A 14,145-nucleotide genomic window follows, 5' to 3' on the forward strand; every position below is an offset into this window, starting at 1 on the left:
GGTCGCGCCCGAAGAACTCTCTTGACGGAACGCGAAGCGGGCACTCAATGTTTGCTTCCCACTTTCGGCTAACGGAGCCCCCATGCCGCACGCCCGATTCGCCGGCGCCATTCCACCACTCGTAGTGGCGTGCGCCATTTTCCTGGCAGCCCTCGCGCCACAGGCAGTTGCGCAGACCGGAGCCGGCCGGGTAGCCGGGACCGTCAGCGACTCCGGCACCGGCGCGCCCGTGCCGGAAGTGATGGTGACTCTGCCTGGAACGCGCTTCGGCGCGCGCACGGACAACGCGGGCCGCTACGCGATCAACGGGGTCCCCGCGGGTACCTATAGCGTCGAGGCCCGGCGGCTGGGTTACCGGCCGGTCACCATACCGAACGTCGCGGTCGGCGACGCCGGCACGGTAACCGTGGACTTTCGGCTGCCTGCGCTGGCGCTGAGCCTCCAGGCGGTGGTCACCACGGGTCTGGTCGATCCCACCGCGGGCACGCGCGTGCCGTTTACCGTCGGACGGCTCGACATCGAGGACGCGCCCGTCCCGGCCACCAACGCGGTAGAAGCGCTGCAGGGCAAGATCGCCGGCGTCACGGTGGTGCCGCTCGGACAGCCGGGCAGCGGCACCCAGATCGTGCTTCGCTCGCCGACGAGCATCAACAAGTCGAACTCTCCGCTCATCGTCGTGGACGGCGTGATCCAGAGCCAGTCGTTCGGCGCGGCCACGGCGGACCTCGAGGCGATGGACATCGAGAGCATCGAGGTCGTCAAGGGCGCCGCGGCCGCCTCGCTGTACGGATCGCGCGCGGCCGCCGGCGTGCTGCAGATCAGGACGCGCCGCGGATCGGGACTGGGGGACGGGACGACACGCATCAGCCTGCGCACGGAGTTCGGCGTCAATCAGCTCGGCGGGAAGATCGACTGGGCACGATACCACTATTACATGGTGAACGCGGACGGGAGATACATCAATTCCGCGGGCACCGTGGTAGAGCGCAGCCAGCGGGTAGCCGACTCGGCGTTCCGCCGCTTCCAGGACAAGCGCTACGCCGACCCCATATTCGACCAGGTCGAGCGCTTCTTCGATCCGGGAACCTTCTCCAAGAACTCGATCAACTTCGCGCAGAATGCCGGTCGCACGAACTGGTTCCTGTCGCTGGTCAATTCCAAGGAGGACGGCGTCGTTCTGAACAGCGGAGCGTTCAACCAGAACGACGTCCGGCTGAACCTCGACCATCGGCTGCGGGACAATCTCAGACTGTCCTTCAGCGGTTATCACAGCCGGACGGCGCGCCAGGAGCTGTACGGCGACACGTTCTTCGACTTGATCAACCAGGCGCCGGACGTAGACCTGCGCACGCCGGACCCGGACGGTACTCCGTTCCTGTACCAGGGCGACCCGGACGGCCGTGAAGAGAACCCGCTGTACGTGCTCGCGACGGAAGAGAACCGGCGGAAGCGCGCCCGGACGCAGGGAAGTATCGATGCGCGGTACGCGCCTTCGCGGTGGCTGAACTTCGACGGAAACGTGAGCTACGACCGCTCGGACCGCCGCGTCAACTTCTTCCTCGATCAGGGATTGAAGACGGAGGGCTTTGGCACCGGCGGCCCGGGCGAGATCGCTCAGATCACCGGCACTACGGACGCGATCAACGCCGCGGCCAGCGCGAACCTTCTCGGTAGCCTCGGACGGCTCACGCTGCGCTCGACGGTGCGAGCGCTGCTCGAGCGGGAAACCAATCAGGTGACGGAGGCGGAGGGCACGAACCTGTCCGTCCCGGGGGTGCGAAGCCTCAGCAACGCGACCCAGCGGTTCGTCGAGTCCACCATCGAGGAGATCCGGTCCAACGGCTTCGTCCTGAGCGCGGGCGGCGACTATGCGGGCCGCTACATCCTCGACGGTCTCGTCCGGCGCGACGGCAGCTCCCTGTTCGGGCCCGAGGAGCACTGGAACACCTACTATCGTGTCAGCGGTGCGTACAGAATCGCTGAGGAGCGGTGGTGGCCGCTGCCGCTGTTCTCGGAGTTCAAGCTCCGCGCGTCGCGCGGCACCGCGGGCGGTCGCCCCGATTTCGAGGACCAGTTCGAGACTTTCGGTTTCCTGGAAGGCGGCGGGCTGGTCAAGCAGACGCTCGGCAACAAGTTCCTGAAGCCGGAACACGCCACCGAGACCGAGGTGGGGATAGACGCGATCATCCGCGACCGCTACTCGGTGCAGCTGTCGTACGCGAAATCGAGGGTCGTCGATCAGCTGATCCTCATCCCGCTGGCCGGCTTCTTCGGCTACGAATCGCAGTGGCAGAACGCCGGGACCGTGGAAGGAAACACGGTCGAGGGGACCATCGAAGCGCAGCTCATCCGCAGGCCTACGTTCACATGGCGGATGGGCTTCGTCGCCGACCGGTCGCGCAACCGCATCACCGAGTTCGACCGCTCCTGCTTCCAGACGCAGACGATCGCGTTCCGGTGCGCGGGTGAGACGCTCGGCGCGATGTACGGCTTCCGCTTCATCAAGAACGCGAGCGAGCTTGCTCCCGACGCGCAGTCTCGCGCGGGCGAGTTCGCGGTGAACGATGAAGGGCTGCTCGTCTGGGTTGGACCGTCGAACAGCTTCACGGACGGCGAGGCGAAGCGGCTGTGGGGCACGACGACGACGATCGGCACCACCAACTACGGCTGGGGGATGCCCATCACGCTGCGCGATTCCACCGGCAGCGCGGCCGTCGTGAAGATCGGCGACGGCAACCCGGATTTCCACTTTGGAATCTCCAACAACCTCAGCTGGCGCAACGTGGAGCTGTACACGCTGCTGGATGCCAACGTCGGCGGCCAGATCTACAATCAGACCAATCAGCGCATGTACCAGTGGGCGCGCAGCGGGGACGTGGACCAGGCCGGCAAGGCGCAGGAGCTCAAGAAGCCGATCGAATACTACGTCAACCTGTATGCGGCCAACGATCCCACGGATTACTTCGTCGAGGACGCCGGCTTCGTGAAGCTGCGGGAGCTTTCCCTGAGATACCGGTTCGGTGCCAGAGCCATCGGGCTGCTGTCACGGCTCGGCGCTTCCGGCGCTTCCTTCTCGATCGTCGGGCGCAACCTGATGACGTGGACGGATTACAAGGGCTACGACCCGGATGTAGGCAGCGCGCTCACGCGCCTGGACAGCTTCGACTATCCGCGCTACCGGACGTTCACCGGCAGCTTCGAAATCATCTTCTGACGCGGGAATTATGATGCGCAAATTGATTCCAGCTCTCGCGTTGCTGTTGTCGGCGTGCCAGGAGCTTACCGTCACCAACCAGAACGAGCCGGACCGCGAGCGCGCGACGCAGCAGCCGCTCGCTACGGAGGCGTTCGTCGCCAGCGCGTTCCGGTCGTGGTGGAACGTCGGCGGGCACGATGATTATCCGTCATGGGCCCTGTCCACGATCGCGCACGAAGTTACGTCCGGCTTCGCCGACTTCGGGCAGCTCGAGCTCTCCGCCGAGCCGCGCTCGGCGTGGAACAACAGCCCGGTGAATGCGCGCAACGAAGTGACCGAGGATCCGTGGTACGATCTCTACGCCACGAACTCGACCGTGAACGACGCGCTCATCGCGATCGACGCAGGGCTCGTCATCGTGGACGCGCCGCGAACGGCCCGCACCCGCGCGGTGGCCAAGCTGCTGCAGGGCATCTCCCACGGTTATCTCGGCTTGTATTTCGATCAAGCCTTCGTCGTGGACGAGACGGTCTCCCTGGACACCATGCTCAACGCGGCTTTCGTGCCTTACCCCCAGGTGATCGAGGCAGCCGTCGCGCAAATCGACGCGGCCATAACGGTGGCGGGAGCCAACAACTTCACCTTGCCCGTGGACTCATGGTTGTTTGCCGACATGAGCCGCGATCAGTTCGTCCGGCTCGCGAATTCCTTCGCGGCCCGCCTGCTGGCGTATTCCGCGCGCTCGCGCGCGGAGCGCGCCGCGGTCGACTGGACCGAGGTCATCCGGCGGATCGACGCGGGAGTGACCGCGGATTTTGCGCCGGTCGGGCAGCCGGACATCCTCTGGCACGACTGGCAGCGGCTCGTCGCGCGGGTGAGAACGGCGTCACGGCCAAGCGATTTCGGGCGTCCGAGTTATTGGCTCCTCGGTCCGGCGGATTCCGCCAACGGATTCGTGAACTGGGTAGCTACACCGGTACAGAATCGCGTGGCGTTCCAGATCCGCACGCAGGATCGCCGGATACAGGGCACGACCGGTCCCGCGAGCCCGGGCAAGTACGTCGGCTACAACCTCAACAACATCTTCGCCGCCAGCCGCGGGACGTACAGGTTCTCGTGGTACTATTTCCACCGGTTCGGTACGGGCGAGACGTGGCGGAGCGGACCGATGCCGGCATTGACCGTCGCCGAGATGGATCTGCTGAAAGCCGAGGCACTGATTCGCCTGGGCCGGGCCGCCGAAGCGATCCCGCTGATCAACAAGACTCGCGTGGCGAACGGGCAGCTTCTGCCCGTGACGATCGACGGGCCGCCGGACCTTCCCGGCTGCGTGCCGCGAAAGCTGAATGGCGCATGCGGCAGCCTGTGGGACGCGCTGCGCTACGAGAAAGGCATCGAAGGACTGGGTGTGAGCGGCGTGATCAGGTACTTCGACGCCCGCGGGTGGCAGACTCTGGCGACGAACAGCATCATCCACCTCCCCGTTCCGGGACGTGAGCTCGCGGTGCTGCAGCGCCCGCTGTACACGTTCGGCGGCCCCGGGGGCGAGGGGAGCGCGCCGGCGCCTGATCCGGAGCGGTGCCCCGTCGCGTTGCCGCGGTGCCCATAGTCCGTGAAAGACAACTGCCACATAGAACTGCCAAGCTGCGAGCCACCAGCTAGAAGCCGCCAGCTACCAGCTGCCTACGATTCTGACCCGTCAACATCGTTTGCAGCCCGTAGCTGGCGGCGTCTTTCGCTGGCAGCTCGCAGCTTGGCTATTCTCAGTGGCAGTTAATTACCGCGTGATCGGATCCGGCCTGATCGTCAGCACCGTTTCCGAGACGCTGCCGTCGACGGTGAGTCGCAGCAGGTAAGTCCCCGGCCCGACCGGCGGCGCGCGGCGCTGCGGCGGGCGGCCGGGCCCCCCTTCCCCGGTCACGGGCGCGGCGACGGTGGTGTCCCGCGGCGGAGGAGGATCTTCGAGGCGCAGATCCCACTCGTACCGCCGGATGCCGGGCTCGGGTGGGAGTGTAATCGTGCGCTTCGTCTGACCGCCGGGCTCGCTGATCTCCAGAACGGCCGGTGACGCGGGAGTCGACCTCAGCCAATAGCTGATCACCGCGACGTCGCGCGACGGGACGCGCGGGAGATTGCCCGCCGCCTGAAAAGTCGCGGGGTTCTCTCCACCGAACCAGAAGTGGCCGCGCTGGCCGCCGCGGCTGCGGTTCTCCCAGAGAGTCACGGTCCGCTGCTCGAAAAGATGTCCGGGCTTGGCGCGCACCTCGTCGGTGAGCTGCCGGAGCGGCGTGATGTCGTCGAGGATCCAGATGCTCCGCCCGTGCGTGCCGGCGATGAGATCGTGGTCCCGCGGATGAATGACGAGATCCTGGATCGCCACGGTCGGAAGATTGTTCGAGATTCTCGTCCAGCTCCGCCCCGCGTCCAGCGACGCCCAGACGGCGAACTCGGTCCCCGCGAAGAGCAGACTCGGATTGCGCAGATCCTCGCGCACGAGGTGCACCACTTCTCCCGCCGGCAACGTGACGCCGATGTTAGTCCAGGTACGCCCGTAGTCCGTGGTCCGGAAGATCCACGGCGTGAAGATGTCGCTCCGGTGGCCGTCGAACGTCACGTACGCCGTGCCCGCGTCGAAGTGCGACGCTTCCACGCGCCCGACCCAGATGCCATCGGGCACTCCGCGGATATTGCGGCGCAGGTTGCTCCAGCTGCGTCCGCCATCGCGGGTGAGCTGCACGTTGCCGTCGTCTGTGCCGATCCAGATCACTCCCGGTATCACTGCTGACTCGGAGATGGAAGTCAGCGTGCCGTGCGTCTCCGCGCCGGTATTGTCGGGCGTGATGCCACCCGACCGGCGCGCGGTCTTCACCGGATCATTCGTCGAGAGATCGAGGCTGATTACCGTCCAACTTTCTCCGCCGTCAGTCGTACGAAAGAGGTGATTGCCGCCGAGGTAGAGCACGCGGGAATCGTGCGGCGACATCACCAGCGGCGCGGACCAGTTGAATCGCACCGCGCGGTCGCCGGTATCGCTCGCTGGAATTGCGTTCCAGTTGGTGGTGTTCGCGCTCGACGGACGGTGGCTGCTGATTCGATACGTGAGAGCGTCGTACCGGCGGAAGCCGCCGTTTTCCGTCGAGCTGTACACCTTCCGCCAGTCGTCCGGATCTATCTGCACGTCCTGGCCGTCGCCCCAATGCAGCTTCCACGTATCGTCGTTGAGAATGCCGCGCACGTCGCGGCTGAAGCTCGGCCCTGCCCAGGAGCCGTTGTCCTGGTGTCCGCCGTACACGAAGTACGGGTCGCGCATATCGACGCCGAGGCGGTAGTACTGCCCGATGGCGAGGTTGTCGTAGAACAGAAACTTTTTGCCGCCGTCGAACGTGAGCGCGGCACCCTTGTCCATGCCGATGTAGTAGCGGTCGCCGTCGGTAGGATCGAGCCAGAGCGCGTGGAAGTCGCCGTGGATCTCCTGGTCCTCGCTCCCGTTCGTCAAAGTCTTCCCCGAATCGGTCGACACCATGAAGCGGGTGGTGAGGACGTACACTTTTGCGTCGTCCACCGGATTGATCCGGATCTGGCTGTAGTAGAAGGGGCGGTTGTTGTACAGGTTCACGTACCGCCAGCTCTCCCCTCCGTTCTCGGAGCGGTAGATCCCCGACCCCGGAACGCCGAGATCGCTCGACTGCGCGGCTTCGACGATCGCCATGACGACGTCGGGCCGGCCGCGCGCGACAGCGAGACCGATCCGGCCGGTCTCGCCCGCGGGAAGTCCCGCCGTGAGCTTGCGCCAGCTGCGGCCGCCGTCGGTGGACTTGAAGATGCCGCCGTTCGGGCCGCCGCTGTGAAACGTCCACGGCCGCCGGATGCGGTGGTAAAACGCGGTGTACAGCACGTCGGCGTTCCGCGGATCGGCGACGAGGTCGGTGCAGCCGGTGCGCCCGTCGTCGGGGAGTCCGCCCGCGAGCTTCGTCCAGCTGCGCCCGCCGTCGGTGGTCTTGAACAGGCCGCGGGTTCCCGAGTAGCCCCAGAGATGCCCGATGGCGCAGGCGTACACGACGTCGGGATTCGCCGGGTGCGTGATCACCCTCGCGATCTGATGCGTGGTCTCGAGCCCCACGTTGGTGAACGATTTTCCGCCGTCGGTGGATTTGTAGATTCCGTCGCCCCACGCGACACTGTTGCGGTTGTTCGCCTCGCCCGTCCCCACCCAGATGATGTCGGGGTTCGGCTGGAACACGGCGATGTCGCCGATGGACGCGGACCGGTACCTGTCGAAGATCGGCTCCCAGGTGATGCCGGCGTTCACCGACTTGAAGACGCCGCCGGAAGCGGTCGCGAGAAAGACGTGCTTGAAATCGCGATCGACCGCGTCGAAATCAACCACGCGGCCTCCCATGCTGGCCGGGCCGATGTTGCGCCAGCGCAGGCCGGCAAGCGACACCGTATCGGCGCGCTGCGCCTGCGCGACCGGCGTCGCGGCGGAAATGAGCGCCAGAGAAACAATGAGCAGGCGGCGACAGACCATGTGCGCTCCGGATCGGGATGGTACGGACACCACATTGACCGACTCCAATGTCGACCCATTCGGGCGCGATTTCAATCGTGCCGACCCTCCCGCGGCATAGCTCGTGCTCGTCGCCTTGCCGTGCGCAAGCCAGTGCTGCTCATACTGTCCGCCGTGCTCGCCTGCGGAGGGGATGGGCCCACCGTGCCGGTCAGCAGGACAGCGCGCCAGCCGATCGTGTTGGTGCACGGGCTCGGCGGGTCCGCAGCCGACTGGAGCCCTGTGCTCGCCCGCCTCAGAGCCGATGGGTGGATCGATCGCGAGCTGGCCGCGGCAACCTACAGCTCCTCCATCTCCAACACGTCGATCGCGGCGCAGCTTGCCAGCAGGATCGATTCGGTCCTGGCCGCGACGGGGTGGGACAAGGTCGACCTGGTGACGTACTCGATGGGCAGCCTGTCGTCGCGGTACTACCTCAAGAGCCTCGGCGGCGTGGCCAACGTGGATGCGTGGGTCTCGATAGCCGGGCCGAATCACGGCACGCAGACCGCTACCCAGTGCGTCCAGGTGCCGGCGTGCGCCGAGGCCGTGCCGGAATCGGCGTTCCTGACCGCCCTCAACGCGGGCGACGAGACTCCCGGGGACGTGCGCTATGCCACGTGGTGGTCGCCGTGTGACGGAACGATCATCCCGCCGGAGAGCACGATCCTGAGCGAGGCCTTGAACACAGAGACTGCGTGCCTATCGCACGCCGCGATGTTCACCGAGCCCATATACCAGCAGGTGAAAGCATTCATAGCTCCCTGACCCTCGCGCACCACCGGAGCTCCCGCCCAAAGAAAAAGGCCGGCTCGATTTCTCGAGCCGGCCTTCCTTTCAACCCTCGGCAGAACCGGCGGTTAGGCCGGTCAGCGAGTCAGCCTGGCTTTAGCGGCCGAGCTTCGCGACGTTCTCCGCGGCGGGACCCTTCTGGCCCTGCACGACGTCGAACTCAACGCGCTCGCCTTCGGCCAACGACTTGAAGCCGTTGCCCTGAATGGCCGAGTGATGAACGAAGCAGTCCTTGGAACCGTCTTCGGGCGTGATGAAACCAAAGCCCTTGTCGTCGTTGAACCACTTCACTGTGCCGGTCGTACGCATTCGATACTCCTCTGTTGTTTTTGTTGCTGTCGGAGTCCGGTTTGCCGTACGTGCCGACTTCAACGTGTCGTGATCCTGACCCTCACGGTGGGCTTCCGCCGACTCCACCGGCACACGCCGGCTTCGAACGACTAGCGGAATGAAAAAAGGGACTGCGCGAGAAACCCGGCAGGCCCTAGTCTCGATAATGTCCGCGTTCCTTTTTATTCGGTTACGCGTGTCGCCTGAATAAACATAGTCGATCCGGGGGCAGGACACAACTGGCCGGCGAGTAGTGAACATATGAGGGCTTACCGGGTGGACTCGAGGATCTCGTCCGCCGCTCGCCACCCGGACGCGACCGCGCCCCTGCCGCCTCGTCCGGCATGTCTCATGCGCTTCCGGGGTACCGAATCCCACCGGAATGCAGGAGCTACACATGCGATGGTCGTGGAAGATCGGCAGGATCGCCGGCATCCAGCTCGATGTTCACGCGACCTTTTTCGTCCTGCTCGCGTGGATAGCTCTTGCGAGCTATCGGGTATCCGGCACGCTCTCCGCGGCCGCCCAAGCAGTCGCGTTCATCGTCGCGATCTTCCTGTCCGTCGTGTTGCACGAACTGGGGCATGCGCTGATGGCCCGGCGATACGGCGTCAAGACGCGTGGCATCACGCTCCTTCCAATCGGTGGAGTCGCGCGGCTCGAGCGGATACCGGACCGTCCCGCCCAGGAGCTCGCGATCGCGCTGGCTGGACCGGCCGTTACGGTAGCGCTCGTCATCCTGCTGTATGCGGTGCTCCGCCTCATGGGTACCGCAACGGACCCGCGGGCCGTGGTGCCCGGCACTGAGCTTCCGTTTCTCGCGCGGCTGATGTGGGTCAACGTGATTCTCGCCGCCTTCAATCTGCTGCCGGCGTTTCCGATGGACGGTGGCCGGGTCCTGCGCGCCGCCCTTGCCATGCGCACCGACCACGCGCGCGCCACCGAAGTCGCCGCTCGCGTGGGGAAAATGTTCGCGCTGTTATTCGGCATTCTGGGCCTGTTCGTCCTGGGAAATCCCTTCCTGGTCATCATCGCGCTTTTCGTGTGGATCGGCGCCGCCGGTGAGGCCATGGCCGCACAGATCAAGGCGGTGGTAGCCGATGTCCCGGTCGCAAGCGTAATGGCCACGGACATCCGCGAGCTGTCTCCCGGAGACCGGCTCTCGGCAGCGATCGAACAGGTACAGGCTGGCTTTCAAGACGACTTTCCGGTGACCGACGATCACACCATCGCCGGAATCCTCACGCGCGAAGCGCTGCTGAAGGCGCTCGCCGACGGCAAAGGAGATCTCACTGTCGGCGACGTGATGCAGCGGACCTTCGTGACGGCGGAAGCGGATGAGCCGCTGGAGCGGGCGATGACGCGACTCCAGGGCTGCCATTGCCGGACTCTCCCCGTCGTCCGTGACCAATCCCTGGTCGGGCTGCTCACGATGGAGAAGATCGGAGAGTTCGTGGCGATCGAGGCCGCTTCCCGAAAGGCGTCAGCGCGGTAAGCGCGCCGCGAGGCACCCATCATCGGGACCGCAGTGCCAGCCGGAGCAGCGCATCGATGAGCCTGCGCTTACGCGGTCCGTACGGCGCGTGAAATAGCGCCGTCGCCGCCCGGCGCCGCTGCACCATCACCCCGCGCTTCTTCGAGAAGGTCTGAAAGCCGTCGAAACCGTGATACTGGCCCATCCCGCTCGCGCCCACCCCGCCGAACGGCAGGTTGTGCTGCCCCAGATGGTACACGCAGTCGTTTATGGTCACGCCGCCGGAGAGCGTCCGGGACAACACCTCGTCCACCCGGCGCGAGTCCTCGTCGAAATAGTACAGCGCAAGCGGTCGCGGGCGCGCGTTCACGTAAGCGAGCGCGTCATCCAGCGTCCGATACGTGAGCACGGGCAGGACGGGTCCGAAGATCTCCTCCTGCATCACGGTCATCGCTTCGGTCGGTCGAAAGATCAGTGTGGGCGGAAGAAATCTATCGTCCGGTTTGTACCGCTCACCCGTTGCGCCGGTCTCCACGACGCGCGCCCCCTTCGCGATCGCATCCGCCACCAGCGCGCGCAGACGCTCATAATGCCGCGGGGTCGCGATGCGCGTATAGTCGGGGTTGTCGGGTAGCCGCGGATACAGTTTTCCGACGACGCGCGCCACTTCCACTTCGAACTCCGCTTCGCGTCCCTCGGGAATCAGCACGTAATCCGGCGCCACGCACGTCTGCCCCGCGCTGAACAGCTTGCCTACGATGATGCGCTCCACCGCCAGCGCGAACGGATAGCTCTCGTGCACGATCGCCGGCGACTTGCCGCCGAGCTCGAGTGTCACCGGGGTGAGATTCTCCGCCGCGGCCCGCAGGACCCGCCGGCCGACTCCCGTCGAGCCCGTGAAAATCAGGTGATCGAGCGGGAGCGAAGCGAAAGCGGTTCCGACTTCCGGCCCGCCGGTGACGCACGCGACGTAGTCCAGAGCGAAGGATTCGGCGATGATCGACGCGATGACGCCTGCCGAGCTGGGCGTGATCTCCGACGGCTTGAGCAGCACGTGATTTCCCGCGGCGATCGCGTCCACGACGGGACCGAGCGTGAGCAGGAGCTGATAGTTCCACGCGCCGATCACGCCGACGACGCCCAGCGGCTGGTGCTGGTAGTACGCGCGCGCGGGGAGCAGAAACCACGAGCCGCGGACGCGGCGGCGGCGCATCCACCCGCGCAGATGCCGCCGCGCGTGCCGGATCTGATCGTACAGCGGGAACAGCTCGAGCAGCAGCGTCTCCTCGCTCGACCGGCCACCGAAGTCGTCGTGCACCGCGCGGACGAGCTCCGCCTGCCGCGCGCGCAATCCGTCGCGGAGCGCAGCGAGCGCGTCCATGCGTCGCTGGTACGGCGGCGCCCCGCGCGCGAAGGCCGCGCGCTGCGCGTCGAGCAGCGCGCGCAACCCATCCGGAGAGACGTGAGCGGCCGTCACCGCGACCGCCCCGTGAACGTCTTCATCGAGCGGTACACTCCGATCCAGTCGCCTCCGATGGTATCGAACCAGCGGGCGGGGAGCAGTCCGCGGAGCAGCGGAGTCACCCGCATCCACCGCGGCAGGTACACGAGGATCCGGTCGCGGCGGATCGCGGCCACAATCGCGCGAGCAACGTGCTCAGGATCAAGCAACGGGATGAACGGCGAATGCACTCCGGCGAACAATCCGGTATCCGTGTAATACGGCAGCACCGTGGTCACCCGCACGCCGCTGCGCGACCGCTCCAGCTCGAGCCGGAGCGAGTCGGACCAGCCGATGAGCGCCCATTTGCTGGCGCAGTAGACCGACATGCCGGGATTGGATACCATCCCCGCGGCGGAGGAGACGTTCACGATGTGCCCGCTACCGCGCTCCAGCATGCCGGTCAGCACCTCGCGGGCGAGGTGCATCGGCGCCAGCGCGTTGACGGCCATGCTCCGCCGGATCTCCTCGTGCGAGTGGTCGGCGAACTGCTTGCCGACGACGATGCCAGCGTTGTTGATCAGCAGGTCCACTTCGATGCCGACGCCCCGCATCTGCCGCAGAGTCCGCTGTACTTCCGCCAGGTCGGTGACGTCCACGCGAAAGCCGGTCACGCGCCGGCCGGTGCCCGCCAGCTCGCCGACCGCCCGTTGCATTGCGTCCTCCTGCACGTCCCAGATGACCAGGTGCGAAGCTCCTTCCTCCAGGAGCCGTTTTCCCGTCAGGTACCCGATCCCTGACGCGCCGCCCGTGATCAGCGCCGTGCTGCCGGCGATCCTGGTCATCGTAGTCCTCCGAGTTGCGGCCGGGGTTCGACCGGCGATCCGTCAGCGAGCTCTTCTGTCGTCGATGTCCACCGTAATGTGGCGCCATTTCCCCTGATTGAACCGAATTACGCTCAGGGCACAGCGCGTGGCGTGCCCGATGAGGATCGCGATCCAGATGTGCAGCGGCTGAAGCGTGCCGGCTCGATCGATCGTGTAGCAGATGCCGAGTGGAACGATCACCTGTGACACTACCGAGATGTACAGCGGGCTCTTCGTGTCACCCGTCCCCTGCAAGCCGCCGGTGTAGGTCAGCGCGATCGCGATGAAGATTCCCGACAGGCTCAGGACGCGCAGCAGCTGAACTCCCAGCTCGACCACCGTCGGCTCGTTCATCCCGAACACCGCCAGCAGCTGCCGCGGGAAAAAGAGAAAGAACACTCCGATCAGCGCGGCCCCGGTGGCGCCGATCTTCGCCGCGACGTGGACCGCCTCGTCGGCCCTGTCGGGATGCCCCGCGCCCAGGTTCTGCCCCGCGACCGCCGCGGCCGCACCCATGAGGCCCACCGACGTCCACGTGATGAGCGAGAACAGCTGCGAGTACGACACCGCGAACGCCGCCTGCGCCGCCGCGCTCTGCGCGAGCGAGCCGATGAACGCGAGCATGAACAGTCCGCCGACGTTCATCGCGATCCCCTGGATTCCCGTCGGCAGGCCGAAGCGGAACAGCGCCTTGATGATCCCCCAGTCCGGCCCGTACGAGCCGCGTTTCGGGAAAGACACGACCCACCCGCCCCGCTTGAGCTGCACGAGCGCGTAGCCGACGACGATCGCCGACGCGATGACGGTGCCCATCGCCGCGCCGGCAGTACCGTACGCGGGGATCGGCCCCAGTCCGCGGATCAACACGACGTTCAGCGCGATGTTGAGCGCGGTGAGCGCGATGCCGAGAATCATGGGAGTGCGCGCGTCGCCGGCTGACCGAAGCGCGCCGCTCAGCATGAAGAAGAGCAGCATTCCGCTGCTGAAGAGGAACATGATCCGCAGGTACGGCAGCGCTTCCGCCTTCACCGCGGGCTCCGCGTTCACGAAGTCGAGCAGCCACGGCGCCGCGAAGTATCCGACCACGGCCATCGCAGCCGACATCGCGATCGCGGTGATGAACGCCTGGTACACCGTGCGGTCCACCTTGTCCTCGTCGCCGGCGCCGGCGAACCGCGCGACCAGCACGCTCATGCCGGTGAACAGTGACGTGATGAAGATGATCACGATGATCATGATCTGCCCCGCGACGCCGATCCCCGCGTTGGCGGCGAAGCCCACGTAGTGGCCGACCATGATGTGGTCCACGATGCCCTGGGCGCCGCCGACGATGTTGGTGAGCATCGTGGGCCACGCGATCTTCCACACCGCGCTGTTGAGCGGACCCGCGATGATCGAGCGGTCGTACCGCCCGACCGCCGCCGCGGGCGGAATGGGAGTCGCCACCGGCGTGTGTTCGCCGGCGGACGCCGTGGTGTCCGTCAATGTGCGGGCCGCAAT

Annotated in this window: 9 protein-coding genes; 4 read left to right on the forward strand and 5 right to left on the reverse strand. The window is 66.1% G+C overall.

Translation table 11 applies throughout. From position 1 onward, the window contains the following. Positions 1 to 82 precede the first annotated feature (82 nt). Both WEA80_01620 and WEA80_01625 read left to right on the forward strand, forming a co-directional pair. Positions 83 to 3,214: a SusC/RagA family TonB-linked outer membrane protein gene (locus WEA80_01620; GenBank protein MEX1185273.1), complete on the forward strand. Its 3,132-nt coding sequence runs from the start codon at positions 83 to 85 to the stop codon at positions 3,212 to 3,214. A gap of 13 nt (positions 3,215 to 3,227) precedes the next feature. Beyond that, complete coding sequence (locus WEA80_01625; protein ID MEX1185274.1) at positions 3,228 to 4,805, forward strand: hypothetical protein; 1,578 nt, start codon at positions 3,228 to 3,230, stop codon at positions 4,803 to 4,805. Between the two features lie 168 nt (positions 4,806 to 4,973). Here the strand turns inward: WEA80_01625 and WEA80_01630 are convergent, their stop codons facing one another. Continuing rightward, a complete protein-coding gene (locus tag WEA80_01630; GenBank protein ID MEX1185275.1) occupies positions 4,974 to 7,724 on the reverse strand; it encodes a hypothetical protein in 2,751 nt (916 codons plus the stop codon). Positions 7,725 to 7,844: 120 nt separating this feature from the next. Here WEA80_01630 and WEA80_01635 point away from each other — a divergent pair, with 120 nt between their 5' ends. Next, positions 7,845 to 8,510: a triacylglycerol lipase gene (locus WEA80_01635; GenBank protein MEX1185276.1), complete on the forward strand. Its 666-nt coding sequence runs from the start codon at positions 7,845 to 7,847 to the stop codon at positions 8,508 to 8,510. A 120-nt stretch (positions 8,511 to 8,630) separates the two neighbouring features. Here WEA80_01635 and WEA80_01640 read toward each other — a convergent pair whose 3' ends face one another. Continuing rightward, positions 8,631 to 8,843 (reverse strand): cold-shock protein, encoded by a 213-nt coding sequence (locus WEA80_01640; protein ID MEX1185277.1) that lies wholly within the window; start codon positions 8,841 to 8,843, stop codon positions 8,631 to 8,633. A gap of 418 nt (positions 8,844 to 9,261) precedes the next feature. Here WEA80_01640 and WEA80_01645 point away from each other — a divergent pair, with 418 nt between their 5' ends. After that, positions 9,262 to 10,359 carry a site-2 protease family protein gene (locus WEA80_01645; GenBank protein ID MEX1185278.1) on the forward strand — a complete coding sequence of 366 codons (1,098 nt, stop codon included), beginning with the start codon at positions 9,262 to 9,264 and terminating at the stop codon, positions 10,357 to 10,359. 19 nt (positions 10,360 to 10,378) lie between these two features. Here the strand turns inward: WEA80_01645 and WEA80_01650 are convergent, their stop codons facing one another. Genes WEA80_01650 through WEA80_01660 form a run of 3 tightly spaced genes read right to left on the reverse strand, consistent with a single transcriptional unit; the run spans position 10,379 to position 14,130 of the window. Further along, entirely contained in the window at positions 10,379 to 11,815 is a 1,437-nt protein-coding gene (locus WEA80_01650) for a coniferyl aldehyde dehydrogenase (GenBank protein ID MEX1185279.1), read from the reverse strand. After that, the gene (locus tag WEA80_01655; GenBank protein MEX1185280.1) at positions 11,812 to 12,624 is read right to left on the reverse strand and encodes an SDR family oxidoreductase; all 813 of its coding nucleotides are present in this window, start codon (positions 12,622 to 12,624) and stop codon (positions 11,812 to 11,814) included. Before WEA80_01655 ends, WEA80_01650 begins: the two co-directional genes overlap by 4 nt. A gap of 42 nt (positions 12,625 to 12,666) precedes the next feature. Further along, positions 12,667 to 14,130 (reverse strand): MATE family efflux transporter, encoded by a 1,464-nt coding sequence (locus tag WEA80_01660; GenBank protein MEX1185281.1) that lies wholly within the window; start codon positions 14,128 to 14,130, stop codon positions 12,667 to 12,669. Positions 14,131 to 14,145: the final 15 nt, after the last annotated feature.

Source organism: Gemmatimonadaceae bacterium, assembly GCA_040882285.1.
Taxonomy (GTDB): Bacteria; Gemmatimonadota; Gemmatimonadetes; order Gemmatimonadales; family Gemmatimonadaceae; genus JACDCY01.

Excerpts from the sequence above, each read along its gene's own strand:
- WEA80_01620 (MEX1185273.1), top strand. The coding sequence starts at position 83 with ATGCCGCACGCCCGATTCGCCGGCGCCATTCCACCACTCGTAGTGGCG.
- WEA80_01625 (MEX1185274.1), top strand. The coding sequence starts at position 3,228 with ATGCGCAAATTGATTCCAGCTCTCGCGTTGCTGTTGTCGGCGTGCCAG.
- WEA80_01630 (MEX1185275.1), bottom strand. The coding sequence starts at position 7,724 with ATGGTCTGTCGCCGCCTGCTCATTGTTTCTCTGGCGCTCATTTCCGCC.
- WEA80_01640 (MEX1185277.1), bottom strand. The coding sequence starts at position 8,843 with ATGCGTACGACCGGCACAGTGAAGTGGTTCAACGACGACAAGGGCTTT.
- WEA80_01645 (MEX1185278.1), top strand. The coding sequence starts at position 9,262 with ATGCGATGGTCGTGGAAGATCGGCAGGATCGCCGGCATCCAGCTCGAT.
- WEA80_01655 (MEX1185280.1), bottom strand. The coding sequence starts at position 12,624 with ATGACCAGGATCGCCGGCAGCACGGCGCTGATCACGGGCGGCGCGTCA.